Raw genomic sequence first — 14,492 nt, 5'->3', positions numbered from 1 at the left:
GCACAACCACAGCAGAACCAAAAGGAGGACTCGGCATGGGCGCACAACGCCGCACTGTTCGGGTGGCCATCGTCGGGGTTGGCAACTGCGCGGCTTCGTTGGTGCAGGGGGTCCAGTACTACCGGGACGCCGACCCGTCCGCCAAGGTGCCAGGGCTGATGCACGTCCAGTTCGGCGACTACCACGTGCGCGACATCGAGTTCGTGGCCGCGTTCGACGTGGACGCCAAGAAGGTCGGCAGCGACCTGTCCGAGGCGATCGGCGCGAGCGAGAACAACACGATCAAGATCGCCGACGTCCCGCCGCTCGGTGTACCCGTGCTGCGCGGCCACACCTACGACGGTCTCGGCCGGTTCTACCGCGAGACCATCGAGGAGTCCGACGAGGCGCCGGTCGACGTCGTCCAGGTGCTGCGCGACACCGAGGCGGACGTGCTGGTCGCGTACCTGCCCGTGGGTTCCGAGGACGCGGACCGCTTCTACGCGCAGTGCGCGATCGACGCCGGTGTGGCGTTCGTCAACGCGCTGCCCGTGTTCATCGCCTCCGACCCGGTGTGGGCCGAGAAGTTCCGCGCCGCGGGCGTGCCGATCGTCGGCGACGACATCAAGTCCCAGGTCGGCGCCACCATCACGCACCGCGTGCTGGCGAAGCTCTTCGAGGACCGCGGTGTCCAGCTGGACCGCACCATGCAGCTCAACGTGGGCGGCAACATGGACTTCCTCAACATGAAGGAACTGGAGCGCCTGGAGTCCAAGAAGGTCTCCAAGACGCAGGCCGTCACGTCCCAGGTGGACCGCGACCTCGGCAAGCGCAACGTCCACATCGGTCCGTCGGACTACGTGGCGTGGCTCGACGACCGCAAGTGGGCCTACGTCCGGCTCGAGGGGCGCGCCTTCGGCGACGTGCCGCTGAACCTGGAGTACAAGCTGGAGGTGTGGGACTCGCCGAACTCGGCGGGCATCATCATCGACGCCGTGCGCGCCGCGAAGATCGCTCTGGACCGGGGCATCGGCGGCCCGATCCTGTCGGCGTCCTCGTACTTCATGAAGTCGCCGCCGGAGCAGTACTCGGACTCCGAGGCGCACCTCGCCGTGGAGGCGTTCATCCGCGGCGACGCCGAGCGCTAGTCGCACGTCTTCCGTACACCCCCTGCGCCGCGGGTCGTTAACCTGCGGCGCAGGGGGTTCTTCTCATGCTGAAGCCAATGCTGGTGGCCGTGTTCCTGACCGGCCTGTTCACGCCGACCGCCACCGCCGCCGCCGCGCCGACGTGCCTGGAGCCGCCGACGTCGGACAAGAACGAGCTGTGCGTCGAGGTGCTGTCGTTGACCGACAAGGACTTCTACGCCAGCGGCCGGTTCCTCTCGGCCACCCCGACCGCGACCGCGTGGCTCACGGTGTCCGTGCAGCAGCGCCGGGACCAGTGGCCGGAGCCGATCACGATGGCCGAGAAGACCACGTCCGGCACCGGCGAGCTGACCGCGGTCAGCGGGACGGGCCGGATCGGCCCGGACACGCGGGCCGTGCGCGCGTGCGCCGCCGGGTGGACGCTCGTGAGCGCGCGCCGGTACGAGGTGTGCACGCCCTGGCAGGGCGTCTAGCGCTTCGACAGCCGCAGCGACTGCCACGACCCGTCGGCCGTCCAGCCGCCGTCGACCGGCAGTGCCACGCCGTTGATGAAACCGCTGCGGGTGGGGTCGGCGAGGAACGCGACGGCCTGGGCGATGTCGTCCGGCACCGCGAACCGGCCCGCGGGGACGTGGTCGGTGATGTCCTGGTCGACGTAGTGGCCACCGGCCTGGGACTCGACGTCCATCTCCGTCTTGACCCAGCCGGGGCACACCGCGTTGACCCGCACCCCCCTGCCGCCCCACTCCACGGCGAGGGTCCTGGTCATGCCGATCAGACCGTGCTTGCTGGTGTTGTAGGCGGCGCGGTCGGCCACGCCGCTCAGCCCCGCGACCGAGGCGATGTTGACGATGGACCCCTCGTTCCGGGCGAGCATCATCCGGCCGAACGCCTGGCTGAGCAGGAACGGGCCGGTGAGGTTGACCTCCATGATCCGCTGCCACACCTCCGGGGACGTGTCCTCGAAGGGGGTGATGCCCGCGATGCCCGCGTTGTTGACCAGCACGTCGACCCGGCCGTGGCGGTCCCGCACGTGCTCCACCAGCCGCGTCACGTCGGCGGCCGACGCCACGTCGCCCGCCACCCCGCCGTCGGTCTCCTGGAGGTCGAACCCGACCACCGCGTACCCCTCGGCCCCGAGCACCTCGGCGATCCGCCGCCCCATGCCCTGTGCCGCACCGGTCACCACCGCAACTCGATCAGTCATGGTGGGGAGGTTAGGCGTTGGGCCACCCCGAGGGTTCCTGGCACAGGCAGCAGGTCTCCCAGTCGAACCGGCGCGCGCCCGCCCTCGCCAGGTAGCGCGCGGAGAGCTCCGGCTGGAACTCCACGTCGAACCGCCTGCCGAGCACGAGGGTGGCCACCGTGCTCGCGCCCGCCAGCCTCAGCGCGGCGGCTGCCGACTGGGCGCTGGCGCCCGTGGTCCAGGTGTCGTCCACGAGGAGGACGCGCCGTCCCGACAGGGGCTCCGAGCAGGTGAACCGGTCTACCGCGAACGTTCGACCGGCCGCGGTCCTCGAACCGGGTTCGAGCAGGGCGCGGTACCGCTCCCTGGTGGTGCTCATGGTCCTGCCGACGATGGTGGCCAGCGGGTGGGGAGCACGTCCCCTCGCGCTGGGGACCGTGGTGACGATGTCGAACCGCCCCGCTCCCGCCAGACAGGTCTCGTGCGTCGCGGTGAACCGCTCGGCGACCGCGGCCAATCCGAGGCCGAGCCTCCTCCGCACGTCGTGGCGCCGGGAGTTCTTGTACTGGCCCAGTTCGTCGGCGAACTGCTTCCCGCTGACGGCGAGCGCTATCGGCACGACCACGTCGGCGAGCAGGTGGGGCGCCGCGGCCACGTGCTCGCGGCAGCGGTCGCAGTGCGTCCCGGACGCCACGTCGCGCCAGCACGTGGCGCACACGCCGGGTCCGGCGCTCGGTGGTCGCAGCAGGAAGTTCTCGTACGGCTCGGACAGCCGCGTGACCGTGTTCACCACTGTCAGAACTGCACCAGTTCGGACACGTCGGCCGTGAGCTCGGCGACCGCCTCCACCAGGTGGTCCGGACCGGTCAGGACCGTGGTGTTCGGGCGCGTGGCCATGTCGCGACCCCACGTCGTCCCGGTCGCGACCTCCGGCATCAGGAACAGGTGCCTGCCGTGCTCGAGGGCCAGCCGGGCCTGGATCCGGGTTCCGCTGTGCTCCCCGGCCTCGACGACCACCGTGGCGACACCGCACCCGCTCATCACCGCGTTGCGCATCGGGAAGTTGCGCTTCGCGGGTCCGACGTCGGGCAGGAACTGCGAGATCACCGCCCCTGTTCGTTCCACCCCGGTCTGAAGTTCGACGTTCGAGGCCGGGTAGCAGTGGCGCAACCCCGTGCCCACGACCGCCACGGTCCGCCCGCCCGCGTCGAGCACCGCACGGTGCGCAGCCGTGTCGACACCGGCCGCCAGGCCGCTGAGCACGGTGATGTCCTGTTTGGTCAGGAGGGTGGCGACCTCCCTGGTGATGGCGAGCCCGCGGGAGGTCGCCGCGCGGCTGCCCACCACGGCCACCGCGTGCTGGTCGATCGGATCCAACTGTCCCCGGTAGGTGAGCAGCGGCGGCCGCTGGTGCACCATCAGCAACTGCAACGGGTAGTCGTCGTCCAGCACGGTGGTCAGCCGGATGCCTTCCGCCTGCCAGCCCTCGATCTCCTGCTCCGCCGCGTCGAGCGCCGCGGTCGGATCCCACTCGGCCTGGTCCAGGGCCGGTTGATCCGGTGTCAGCAGGTTCTCCAGCACGGACAAGGCCGACCCGGCCTCTTCGACGACCCTGGTGACGTCGGCCCACGGCCTGCCGCTCGCGCGGAGCGCCAGCAGCAGGGCTGCGTGTTCACGTCGGTCCACCACTGCGGCATCCTATCGAACGCGCGTTCGAAATTCGCGTCTGCTGGTCGTTGGGGCTGGTCAGGTCACCCGCGTGTTGGTTCCACGTGGAACAACGGTCAGCGGAGCGCGTCCGGCAGGGCCGTGATGGAGTCGACCACCGTCACGGTCGCCAGCACCGCCGGGTCCGGTGGGAAGTGCGGGTTGGGGATGGCGTAGACGGTCATGCCCGCGGCGAGGGCGGCGCGCAGGCCGTTCGTGGAGTCCTCCACGGCGGCGCACGTCGTCGCGTCCACGCCCAGCTCGCGGGCGGCGGCCAGGTAGACGTCGGGGGCCGGTTTGCCCGCGCCGGTCTGCTCGCTGGACAGTGCGACGGGCACCAGGCTGGACAGGCCGGTCGCTTCGAGGAACGCCCTGATCAGGACGGGTGGGGACGAGCTGGCGATGGCCACGGGGCAGCGGGCCGCGACGGCGCGCACGGCGTCGACCGCGCCCTCGATGACCGGTGGGCCCTGGGCGTAGCGGGCGGCCATCTCGTCGACGACGCCCTCGGCGGTGGCCTCCGGTGAGAGCCGCACGCCCACCTCGTCCACCAGGTAGGAGGCCCACTCGGGGGTGCTCATGCCCTGCATGGCCCGTGTCGAGTCGGCCAGCCACGTCCCTCCGTGGGTGGCGGCGAACGCCTGTCGCACCTCGTCCCACATGCGTTCGGAGTCCACGAGTACGCCGTCGAGGTCGAAAACCACTGCTTCCACGGTCCAGACCGTACCTGTGAGCCAATGTACTTAGGTTAGCGAAGCGAAATAAGTTAGCATGGCTAAACGTGAGCGAACACCCGAAACTCCTCGATGCGGTCAAGGGCCAGCCCCGCACGGTGTGGATCACCGCGTTCGCCGCGGTGATCGCCTTCATGGGCATCGGCCTGGTCGACCCGATCCTGCTGTCCATCGCGGAAGGCCTGCACGCCACGCCTTCCCAGGTGACCCTCCTCTTCTCGTCGTACCTGGGCGTGCAGGTGCTGGCGATGCTCTTCACCGGCACGATGGCCGCCCGCTTCGGCGCCAAGCGCACCGTCCTGACCGGCCTGGTGCTGATCGTCGTGGCCACGCTGGCGTGCGCGCTGGCCGGGTCGATCGGCCAGCTGGTCGGCCTGCGGGCGGTCTGGGGGCTCGGCAACGCGTTCTTCATCGCGACCGCGCTCTCGGTGATCGTCGGCGCCGCCTCGGGCGGGCAGAAGGGCGCGATCCTGCTGTACGAGGCCGCGCTCGGCATCGGCCTGTCGGTCGGACCGCTGCTCGGCGCGCTGCTGGGCGGCATCTCGTGGCGCGGCCCGTTCTTCGGCACGGCCGCGCTGATGGCCGTCGCCCTGGTGCTGTGCGCGACGATGCTGCCGTCCGACGCCGCCGAGCAGCGCGCGGGGGTCGGCCTGCTCGACCCGCTGCGGGCGCTGCGGCACGGTGGCCTGTTCCGCACGTCGGCCGGTGCCGCGCTGTACACCGCCGCGTTCTTCACGGTCCTGGCCTGGTCGCCGTTCGTGCTGCGCTGGGGCGCCGTCCAGATCGGACTCGTGTTCTTCGGCTGGGGCCTCTGCGTCGCCGTCGCGGGTGTCGTGCTGGCCCCGCGCCTGGCGGCCCGGTTCGGCGAGCGCCGCGCGACGGTGCTGGCGGTGATCGGCTTCGCCGCGCTGATGCTCGTGATGAGCGTGGACGACAAGACCGTGCTGGTCGTCGCCGTGATCCTCAGCGGTGTCGTGTCCGGCCTGCTCAACACCCTGTTCACCGGCACCGCGATGAGCATCAGCCCTGCTCCGCGCCCGGTCGCGAGCGCGGGCTACAACTTCCTGCGCTGGCTCGGCGGTGCCGCCGCCGCGACGCTCGTCGGCCACGTCGCAGAGTGGTTCGGCTCGCCGCACGCGCCGTTCGTCGCCGCCGCCGTGCTGTGCGCGGTCGCCGCCGGACTCCTGTCGATCGGTGGGCCGCGGCCGGACGTCCACGTGCTGCCCGCCGAAGCCGTTCTCGTCGGGGACGAAGCAGTCGGTTAACAAAAGGTGAACGACGACTTACGGTCAGTGGGTTCTCAGGACTGATCGTAGGAGGCGTTCGAGTGCGACACCTACCCCTGCTGTCCAACCACGCGAGCAACCGCGCCGCGTTGACGTGCGAATACCGGTGCGGCGACGCGTGCTTCCACGACGTGCCGAACACGTCCGGCAACAGCTACCTCGGCGACGTGGTCCAGCAGCTCATCTCCAGGCGGACCGCGATCAGGGCGGGCGCGGTCGTCGCGTTCGGCGTCGGGACGGGCCTGCCGGCCGTCGCCGCCGCCGACCCCGCCGACCCGTCCACCACCGACCAGGCCCAGGCCGCCCGCGGCGGCGGGAAGGCCCCGCGCGGCCTCGACTTCACGCCGGTCGCGCCGAACCAGCTCGACGCGGTGGTGGTGCCCGAGGGCTACCAGCAGCACGTCGTGATCCGGTGGGGCGACCCGCTGTTCCCCGGCGTGCCGGAGTTCGACTTCGACAACCAGACCGCGGCCCTCCAGGAGAAGCGGTTCGGCTTCAACTGCGACTTCGCCGCGCTGCTGCCGCAGGACCCGCTCGGGCTGGTCAACCTGCTGGTGACCAACCACGAGTACACGACCGAGCCGATGATGTTCCGCGGCTACAGCGCGGACGACCCGACCGAGGAGCAGGTCCGCATCGCGTGGGCGGCGCACGGCCTGTCCGTCGTGATGGTGAAGCGGACCCCGTTCTCCGGCAAGCTCACGCCGTCGTTCAGCCGGTACAACCGCCGGTTCACCATGACCACGCCGTTCGAGGTGCGCGGGCCGGCCGCGGGCAGCGACCTGCTCAAGACCTCGGTCGACCCGACGGGCAAGCGCGTGCTCGGCACGCTGAACAACTGCGCGGGCGGCGTGACCCCGTGGGGCACGATCCTGTCCGGCGAGGAGAACTTCAACCAGTACTTCGGCAACGCGGCCGGCCGCAACGACCCCAGGCTGACCCGCTACGGCGTCACCGGGACGGCCACCACGCGCAAGTGGGAGCGGTTCGACAAGCGGTTCGACCTGGCGCAGGAGCCCAACGAGGTCAACAGGTTCGGCTGGGTCGTCGAACTCGACCCGAACGACCCGGACTCCACACCGGTCAAGCACACCGCGCTCGGCCGCTTCAAGCACGAGTGCGCCAACATCCGCGTCGCCGACGACGGCCGGGTCGTCGCGTACTCCGGTGACGACGAGCGGTTCGAGTACATCTACAAGTTCATCTCCAACGGCAGGATGCGCAAGGGCGACAGCAGGGCCGCGCGGCGCCACAACATGACGCTGCTCGACGACGGCACGCTCTACGTCGGCCGCTTCACCGGCGACAGCCCGCCCGCCGAGATCGACGGCACCGGCACGCTCCCGTCCGACGGGAACTTCGACGGTTCCGGCGAGTGGATCCCCCTGGCCTCGGGGAACAGGTCGTTCGTCCCCGGCATGACCGCCGAGGAGGTCTACGTGTTCACCAGGCTCGCGGGCGACGAGGTCGGCGCGACGAAGATGGACCGGCCAGAGGACATCCAGGCGCACCCGAAGACCGGTGTCGTCTACTGCGCGCTGAGCAACAACGTCGACCGCGGCAAGCCCGACAGCAAGGAGGGCGCGACCGAGCCGAACCCGCGCGTGCTCAACAAGCACGGCCAGGTGCTGGAGCTGACCGAACGACGGGGCGACGCGCTCGCGCTGTCGTTCTCCTGGAACCTGTTCCTGGTGTGCGGCGACCCGGCCGCGCCGGACACCTACTTCGCGGGCTTCCCGAAGGACCAGGTGTCGCCGATCTCCAGCCCGGACAACGTCGCGTTCGACCCGCACGGCAACCTGTGGATCTCCAGCGACTCGGGCGCCGCCCTCAACGGCAACAACGACGGCCTGTTCGGCGTCCCGGTGTCGGGGCCGCATCGCGGTCACCTCAAGCAGTTCCTCACGGTGCCGCGCGGTGCGGAGACGTGCGGGCCGGTCATCACCGAGCGGGTGGTGACGGTGTGCGTGCAGCACCCCGGTGAGGTGGACGGGGCGACGGCGGACAACCCGGCGTCGCACTGGCCGGACGGCGGCACGAGCCAGCCGAGGCCGTCCGTGGTCGCGGTGTGGAAGCAGGGGCGGCGCCAGCCGGACGAGATCGGGTCCTGACGTGCCCTGATCGGCGGGTGTTCGTCCTGCGTTCACCTCGATGTCCGCTGGACATCCGCTTGTCCTCCTACGGTCGGCCGGTTCCCACCGATCCACCACGGAGGTCCGCGTGTCCGCACCCGCCGATCGGGCTCGTCGCCTGCTCCCCCTGCTGCTGCCCAACCACCCGCTGGGGCGGTCGGAGACGACCTGCCTCTACCGCTGCGCCAACGCCTGCGCGCACGACGCCCCGAACACCTCGGACAACACCTACTTCGGCGACGTCGTCCGCGAGGCCGTCAGCCGTCGCGGCGTGCTCAAGGCGGGTGCCGTCCTCGCGGTGGCGGGCGCCGGTGCGACCGCTCTCGGCACCGGCACCGCCGCTGCCGCAGCCCCGGACGTCACGATCGACGCCGACCTGGGCGGCGGCCGTCGCAAGGACGGCCTGAACTTCACCGCCGTCGCGCCGAACACCGAGGACCGGATCGTCACGCCCGAGGGCTACGAGTCCGCCGTCGTGATCCGCTGGGGCGACCCGGTCGTGCCGGGCGCGCCCGCGTTCGACTTCGACAACCAGACGCCCGAGGCGCAGGCCATGCAGTTCGGCTACAACAACGACTTCTGCGGCCTGGTCCCGCTCGACGGCTGGAACCGCTGGCTCATGGGCAGCAACCACGAGTACACGACGGAACCGTTCCTGCACAAGGGCTACGACCCCGAGAACCCCACCGAGGCGCAGGTCAGGATCGGGTGGGCCGGGCACGGCTTCTCCGTCGTCGTGGTCGAGCAGGACCACCGCAGCGGCAAGCTCGTGCCGAAGCTGGACCGCAAGTACAACCGCCGCATCACCGCCACCACGCCGTTCGCGGTCGATGGTCCGGCGGCGGGCAGCGAGTACCTGAGGACGTCGACCGACCCGACCGGCAAGCGCGTGCTCGGCACGTTCGGCAACTGCGCGGGCGGCGTGACGCCGTGGGGCACGATCCTGTCCGGCGAGGAGAACTTCAACGGCTACTTCGCCGGTGGCGCCGCGATCACCGACCCGGTCGCCAAGGCCCGCGCCAGCCGCTACGGCCTGCCCGGCGCGACGACCGAGCGCAAGTGGGAGCGGTTCGACAAGCGCTTCGACCTCGCGCAGGAGCCCAACGAGTTCAACCGGCACGGCTGGATCGTCGAGATCGACCCGCACGAGAAGGACTCCGCGCCGGTCAAGCACACCGCGCTCGGCCGGTTCAAGCACGAGGGCTGCACCATCCGGGTCGCGAAGGACGGCCGGGTCGTGGCGTACATGGGCGACGACGAGCGCTTCGACTACATCTACAAGTACGTGTCGAAGAACAGGATCGTGAAGGGCGACAGCCGCCGGGCCCGCGAGCAGAACAAGAAGCTGCTCTCCGACGGCACGCTGTACGTGGCGCGGTTCAGCGGCAACAGCCCGGCAGCCGAGATCGACGGCACCGGCAAGCTCCCCGCCGACGGCCACTTCGACGGCACCGGCGAGTGGCTCAAGCTGGTCAGCGGCGACCGGTCGTTCGTGGACGGCTTCACCGCCGAGGAGGTGTACGTCTTCACGCGGCTCGCCGCGGACAAGGTCGGCGCCACCAAGATGGACCGCCCCGAGGACATCGAGGCCAGCCCGCGCACCGGCAAGGTGTACGCGGCGCTGACCAACAACACCGACCGCGGCAAGCCGGGCAAGGAGGCGGGCACCGAGATCAACCCGAGGGTCGGCAACCGCAACGGTCACGTCCTGGAGTGGGAGGAGAACCGCGGCGACGCGACCGCGACCACGTTCCGCTGGACGCTCCTGCTGGTCTGCGGCGACCCCGCGACGGCCGACACCTACTTCGGCGGCTACGACAAGACGCAGGTCAGCCCCATCTCGTGCCCGGACAACGTGGCGTTCGACAGCAGCGGCAACCTGTGGATCTCCACCGACGGCAACGCGCTGGGCTCCAACGACGGCCTGTTCGCCGTGCCGGTCGAGGGGCGCTACCGCGGGCGGGTCAAGCAGTTCCTGACGGTGCCCAAGGGGGCGGAGACCTGCGGTCCGGTGATCAACGACCGGTTCATCCTCGTCTCGGTGCAGCACCCCGGTGAGATCACCGGCGCCAGCGCCGACAACCCGCTGTCGCACTGGCCGGACGGCGGCACCAGCCAGCCGCGCCCGTCCGTCGTGGTGGCGTGGAAGAAGGACAACGGCCGCATCTGCGGCTGAGTCCGTTCGAGACGGTGGCCGCGGACCCCTGCGCCCGCGGCCACACACCTCGGTTGAACCACGCCGAACGACCGCCCGTGTCACGGGTGGCTGCACCGCGGACAGCCGGTTCCCCCCCAACGGCCATCCCCCAGGAGTGCACGGTGAAGCGTGTCCAGCTCATCGGTCCGACCCTCGGAGCCCTCGCGCTGGCGGGCGTGACGTCGGCGTGCGGCGACGAGCGCGCCCCGTCCTCCTCCCCGGCTGCGGAGAAGCAGGACGTCAGGGTCGCCGACGAGGACGCCGAGCCCGTCGTGCCGCACTCGCGCGGCCCGGTGCGGGTGTCCACCGTGGACGGGAGTGCGGTCGAGGCCGCCGCGGTCGACGGCGCCGAGGTAGACCGGCCGGGCGCGATCCCGGAGCTGCTGCTCAAGGCCAAGGCCGTGCGCGGCGACGGCCTGCTCGGCGGCGCGACCTACGTGCAGCGGCTGAACACCGAGGGCGGCGTCGCCCCGGCAGGCACGTGCGAGCCCGACGCCCAGGTGTCCGTGCCCTACACCGCCCTCTGCACCTTCTACGAGTCGGCCTGATCCGCCGGTCGTCCCGCGGCTCGACCGAGCCGCAGGACGACCAGCGCGGCCGTCACCATGCAGACCCCGACCACCCACAGCCCGGCGCGCTGCGTGCCGGTCAGGTCGTGCAGCCAGCCCGTCACGTACGGGCCGACGAACCCGCTGACGTTGCCCAGCGAGTTGATCAGCGCGATCCCGCCCGCCGCGGCCGCGCCGGTCAGGAAGCTCGACGGCAGCGCCCAGAACGTCGGCAGCGCCGCGCACACCCCCACCGCGCACACGGTCACCGCGACCATCGCCGCGACCGGGTTGCCCAGGTGGAGCGCGATCGGGATCGCCACCCCGCCGACCAGCACCGGCAGCGCCACGTGCCACGTCCGCTCACCGGTCCGGTCGCCGTGCCGCGCCCACAGCACCATCACGACGGCGCCGATCGCGTACGGGATCGCGTTCACCAGCCCGCGTTCCACCACCGACATCGTCGTGCCGAACTGCTGCTCGAAGCCCGCGATGATCGTCGGCAGGAAGAACCCCAGCGTGTACAGGCCGTAGACGACGCCGAAGTACACGAACGCCAGCGCCAGGATCCGCGGGTGCGTCAGCGCCTTCCGCAACGGCCAGTGGTGCTCGGCCTCCGTGCGCTGCTGCTCCTCCAGCAGTTCACGGGCCAGCCACCGCCGCTCGTCGGCCGTCAGCCACTTCGCGTCCGACGGCCGGTCCGTCAGGTAGAACCACGTGACCACGGCCAGCACCAGCGCGGGCAGGCCCTCGACCAGGAACATCACCCGCCAGCCGGACAGCCCGAGCCACCCGTCGCCCGCCTCGATCAGCAGACCCGACGTGGTCGCGCCCAACGCCGACGAGATCGGCACGGCCGCCATGAACAGGGCGACCACCCGCGCCCGCTCCGACGCCGGGAACCAGTACGTCAGGTACAGGATGATGCCGGGGAAGAAGCCCGCCTCGGCCACGCCGAGCAGGAACCGCAGCAGGATCAGCACGGACCCGTTCGGCACGAACGCCATCGCGGTCGCCAGCACGCCCCAGGTGACCATGATCCGCGCGATCCACCGCCGCGCCCCGAACCGGTGCAGTGCCAGGTTGCTCGGCACCTCCAGCAGCAGGTAGCCGACGAAGAAGATGCCCGACGCGAACCCGAAGGCGGTCGCCGTGAGCTGGAGCTCCTCACGCATCCCGTTCGGTCCGGCGAACCCGATGTTCACCCGGTCCAGGTAGTTCACGAAGTACAGCAGGCACAGGTACGGAACGAGTCGCAGCGCGACCTTCCGCACGACGCGGGAGCGCGGTTCGGTGTCCACCCACCTGACCCTAGGGTTCAGGGATGTCTCCTGTCGCTTTGATCACCGGCGCCTCACGCGGCATCGGCGCGGCCATCGCCCGCTCCCTGTCCGACACCCACGAACTCCTCCTGGGCGGACGTGACGCCGACGCCCTCGGGGCGTTGGCGGCCTCGCTCCCCAACGCCCGCCCGTGGCAGGTCGACATCACCGACCACGCCGCGCTGGCCGAGGCCGTCCCGTCCATCGGGCGCCTCGACGTGCTGGTGCACAGCGCGGGGGTCACCGAGCTGGGGCACGTCGTCGACTCCCCGCCGGACCTGTGGCGCCGCACGTTCGACCTCAACCTCTTCGCCGTGGCCGAGCTGACCAGGCTCCTGCTCCCCGCGCTGCGCGCCACCAGCGGCCAGGTGGTCCTGATCAACTCCGGCGCGGGCCTGCACGCCCACCCGAACTGGGGCGCCTACGCGGCCAGCAAGCACGCCCTCCGCGCCTTCGGCGACTCCCTGCGCGCGGAGGAGGAGCGCGAGCACGGCATCCGCGTCACGTCCGTCCACCCCGGCCGGGTCGACACCGACATGCAGCGCGACGTCCGCGCCCAGGAGGGCGGCGAGTACGAGCCGCGGTTCTACCTGGAGGCCGACTCCGTGGGCCGCGCGGTCGCCGCCGCCGTCCTCGCGGGCCCGGACGCGCACCTCACCGAGATCGTCGTCCGGCCGCGCGCGCACTGACGAGCGGAGGCCCTTCGACGCGCGTCGAAGGGCCTCCGACCTACCAGAGTGCGCCGTGCTGCCCGCGGCAGCGCGGGAACGCCGCTCTGGATCTTCATCACCGCTCGTGGCACCCCTTCGTCCGCCCTGCGACCGGTACCTGTCCGGCCGGGGCGCGGGTGTCGCACAGGAGTTGACGAAGGACTACGCCCGCAGCCGTGCCGACACCGCGCCGACCGCCGCCTGGGCCTCCGAGCGGTCCACCCGCGTGTTCTCGCCGCCCGCGACGACCTGCTCGCCCGCGACCCACACGTCCAGCACCCGCCGCGAACCGGACGCCCACACGAGGTTGGCCAGCAGTTGGTCGTCCGGGGCGTCCACGCCGGTGGCGAACGCCGGGTCGTCGACGTCGATGTGCACGACGTCGGCCCAGCGGCCCGCTTCGAGCACGCCGATGTCGTCGCGGCCGAGCGCCGCCGCGCCGCCGCGGGTGGCGAGGAGCAGGGCGTCGGCCGCGCGGACCACGGACGCGTCCATCGCCGAGACCCTGGCCAGCAGCGCCGCCAGGCGGGCTTCCTCGAACAGGTCGAGGTCGTCGTTGCTGGCCGGACCGTCGGTGCCGAGGCCGACGGCGACACCCGCGTCCAGGTACGCCCGCAGGGGCGCGATGCCGGAGGCGAGCTTGGTGTTCGAGCCGGGGCAGTGGGCCACGCCGACGCCGTTGGCCGCGTAGATGGCGATGTCCTCCGGCGAGAGGTGGACGGAGTGCGCGGACAGGACGCGGCCCCGCAGGACACCGGCCTGCTCCAGCAGCCGCGGCACGGAGCCGTGCGAGGCGCGCTGGGCCTCGTCCTCGTTCGGCGCCTCGGCGACGTGGATCTGCGTGAGCGCGCCGCGGGACCGGGCGGCGGCGGCGATCTCGCCCAGCGCCTCCGGGGACAGCATGTACGCGGAGTGGGGGCCGTAGCCGAGTTCGACGCGGTCACCGGGGCCGAAGCGGAGGCCGTCGGCGTCGATCCACTTGTCGACCGCGTCGGCCATCGGGCGCCACGGCATGCCGGGCAGGTCGAGGATGGCGAGGCCCACCACGGCCCTGGAACCCGCGGCCAGCACGGACTCGACCAGGTTCTCGCCGTGGAAGTACATCTCGGCGCTGGTGGTGACGCCGTTGCGCAGCATCTCGATCGCGCCGAGGAGCATCCCGGCGCCGCTGTCCCGCGGCGTCATCTTCGCTTCGGCGGGCCACATGGCCTCGCGCAGCCAGCGCAGCAGCGGCAGGTCGCCGCCGAGGCCGCGGAGCACGGTCATGGGGCTGTGGGCGTGGGTGTTGACCAGGCCGGGCATGAGGATGCCGGTCAGCTTCCGGACCTCGCCGTCGAAGGCGGGTGCGGTGGCGGCCGGACCGGTGTGCGTGATGCGGCCTTCGTCGGAGAGGTCGACCACCGCGTCCCGCAGGACGCTGCAGGTCGGATCGCAGGGCAGGACCACCGGGGCGTGCAGGCGCAAGGACATGGCACGAATCCTGCCCGATGTGGTTTGGCGACGCGCGGCACGGGTATCCGCGCACCACCGGACTTTTCTCCCA

13 protein-coding genes are annotated in these 14,492 nt (G+C 71.4%); 7 read left to right on the top strand and 6 right to left on the bottom strand.

The genetic code is table 11. From position 1 onward, the window contains the following. Positions 1–35 precede the first annotated feature (35 nt). Both VFZ92_RS12555 and VFZ92_RS12550 read left to right on the top strand, forming a co-directional pair. On the top strand, positions 36–1,127 hold the full coding sequence (locus tag VFZ92_RS12555; RefSeq protein ID WP_330876052.1) for an inositol-3-phosphate synthase: 1,092 nt from the start codon (positions 36–38) through the stop codon (positions 1,125–1,127). A gap of 65 nt (positions 1,128–1,192) precedes the next feature. Further along, on the top strand, positions 1,193–1,600 hold the full coding sequence (locus VFZ92_RS12550; protein ID WP_330876051.1) for a hypothetical protein: 408 nt from the start codon (positions 1,193–1,195) through the stop codon (positions 1,598–1,600). Here VFZ92_RS12550 and VFZ92_RS12545 read toward each other — a convergent pair. From VFZ92_RS12545 to VFZ92_RS12530, 4 genes are all read right to left on the bottom strand, one after another. After that, on the bottom strand, positions 1,597–2,334 hold the full coding sequence (locus VFZ92_RS12545; protein ID WP_330876050.1) for an SDR family oxidoreductase: 738 nt from the start codon (positions 2,332–2,334) through the stop codon (positions 1,597–1,599). The genes VFZ92_RS12550 and VFZ92_RS12545 overlap by 4 nt on opposite strands. 10 nt (positions 2,335–2,344) lie before the next feature. Next, on the bottom strand, positions 2,345–3,106 hold the full coding sequence (locus VFZ92_RS12540; RefSeq protein WP_330876049.1) for a hypothetical protein: 762 nt from the start codon (positions 3,104–3,106) through the stop codon (positions 2,345–2,347). Between the two features lie 2 nt (positions 3,107–3,108). Continuing rightward, positions 3,109–3,999: a DNA-processing protein DprA gene (locus tag VFZ92_RS12535; protein WP_330876048.1), complete on the bottom strand. Its 891-nt coding sequence runs from the start codon at positions 3,997–3,999 to the stop codon at positions 3,109–3,111. A 98-nt stretch (positions 4,000–4,097) separates the two neighbouring features. Then, on the bottom strand, positions 4,098–4,733 hold the full coding sequence (locus tag VFZ92_RS12530) for an HAD family phosphatase (RefSeq protein ID WP_330876047.1): 636 nt from the start codon (positions 4,731–4,733) through the stop codon (positions 4,098–4,100). 68 nt (positions 4,734–4,801) lie between these two features. Between VFZ92_RS12530 and VFZ92_RS12525 the strand changes: the two genes are divergently transcribed. The 4 genes from VFZ92_RS12525 to VFZ92_RS12510 all read left to right on the top strand — a co-directional run bounded on the left by VFZ92_RS12525 (position 4,802) and on the right by VFZ92_RS12510 (position 10,917). Continuing rightward, positions 4,802–6,019 (top strand): MFS transporter, encoded by a 1,218-nt coding sequence (locus VFZ92_RS12525; RefSeq protein ID WP_330876046.1) that lies wholly within the window; start codon positions 4,802–4,804, stop codon positions 6,017–6,019. 62 nt (positions 6,020–6,081) lie between these two features. Further along, a complete protein-coding gene (locus VFZ92_RS12520) occupies positions 6,082–8,151 on the top strand; it encodes a PhoX family phosphatase (protein ID WP_330876045.1) in 2,070 nt (689 codons plus the stop codon). A gap of 109 nt (positions 8,152–8,260) precedes the next feature. Then, positions 8,261–10,348 (top strand): PhoX family phosphatase, encoded by a 2,088-nt coding sequence (locus tag VFZ92_RS12515; RefSeq protein WP_330876044.1) that lies wholly within the window; start codon positions 8,261–8,263, stop codon positions 10,346–10,348. Positions 10,349–10,491: 143 nt separating this feature from the next. Continuing rightward, on the top strand, positions 10,492–10,917 hold the full coding sequence (locus tag VFZ92_RS12510; RefSeq protein WP_330876043.1) for a DUF3455 domain-containing protein: 426 nt from the start codon (positions 10,492–10,494) through the stop codon (positions 10,915–10,917). On the opposite strand, the gene VFZ92_RS12505 is transcribed toward VFZ92_RS12510, so the two are convergent. Further along, positions 10,902–12,218 (bottom strand): MFS transporter, encoded by a 1,317-nt coding sequence (locus VFZ92_RS12505; protein WP_330876042.1) that lies wholly within the window; start codon positions 12,216–12,218, stop codon positions 10,902–10,904. The two genes, VFZ92_RS12510 and VFZ92_RS12505, sit on opposite strands and share 16 nt — an antisense overlap. 23 nt (positions 12,219–12,241) lie before the next feature. Between VFZ92_RS12505 and VFZ92_RS12500 the strand changes: the two genes are divergently transcribed. Beyond that, positions 12,242–12,928, top strand: coding sequence for an SDR family oxidoreductase (locus tag VFZ92_RS12500; protein ID WP_330876041.1), 687 nt, complete (start codon positions 12,242–12,244; stop codon positions 12,926–12,928). Between the two features lie 183 nt (positions 12,929–13,111). Here VFZ92_RS12500 and VFZ92_RS12495 read toward each other — a convergent pair whose 3' ends face one another. Beyond that, positions 13,112–14,419, bottom strand: a complete 1,308-nt coding sequence (locus tag VFZ92_RS12495) for an amidohydrolase (RefSeq protein WP_330876040.1) — start codon at positions 14,417–14,419, stop codon at positions 13,112–13,114. Between the last annotated feature and the right edge of the window lie 73 nt (positions 14,420–14,492).

Origin of the sequence: Umezawaea sp., from assembly GCF_036375055.1 — a bacterium.
GTDB lineage: Bacteria > Actinomycetota > Actinomycetes > Mycobacteriales > Pseudonocardiaceae > Umezawaea.
Note: the sequence above shows the minus strand (reverse complement) of the source record. Positions and strands in the feature narration are given on the sequence as shown.

Coding starts and splice junctions, on each gene's coding strand:
- VFZ92_RS12500 (WP_330876041.1), top strand. CDS start 12,242: ATGTCTCCTGTCGCTTTGATCACCGGCGCCTCACGCGGCATCGGCGCG.
- VFZ92_RS12545 (WP_330876050.1), bottom strand. CDS start 2,334: ATGACTGATCGAGTTGCGGTGGTGACCGGTGCGGCACAGGGCATGGGG.
- VFZ92_RS12495 (WP_330876040.1), bottom strand. CDS start 14,419: ATGTCCTTGCGCCTGCACGCCCCGGTGGTCCTGCCCTGCGATCCGACC.
- VFZ92_RS12555 (WP_330876052.1), top strand. CDS start 36: ATGGGCGCACAACGCCGCACTGTTCGGGTGGCCATCGTCGGGGTTGGC.
- VFZ92_RS12550 (WP_330876051.1), top strand. CDS start 1,193: ATGCTGAAGCCAATGCTGGTGGCCGTGTTCCTGACCGGCCTGTTCACG.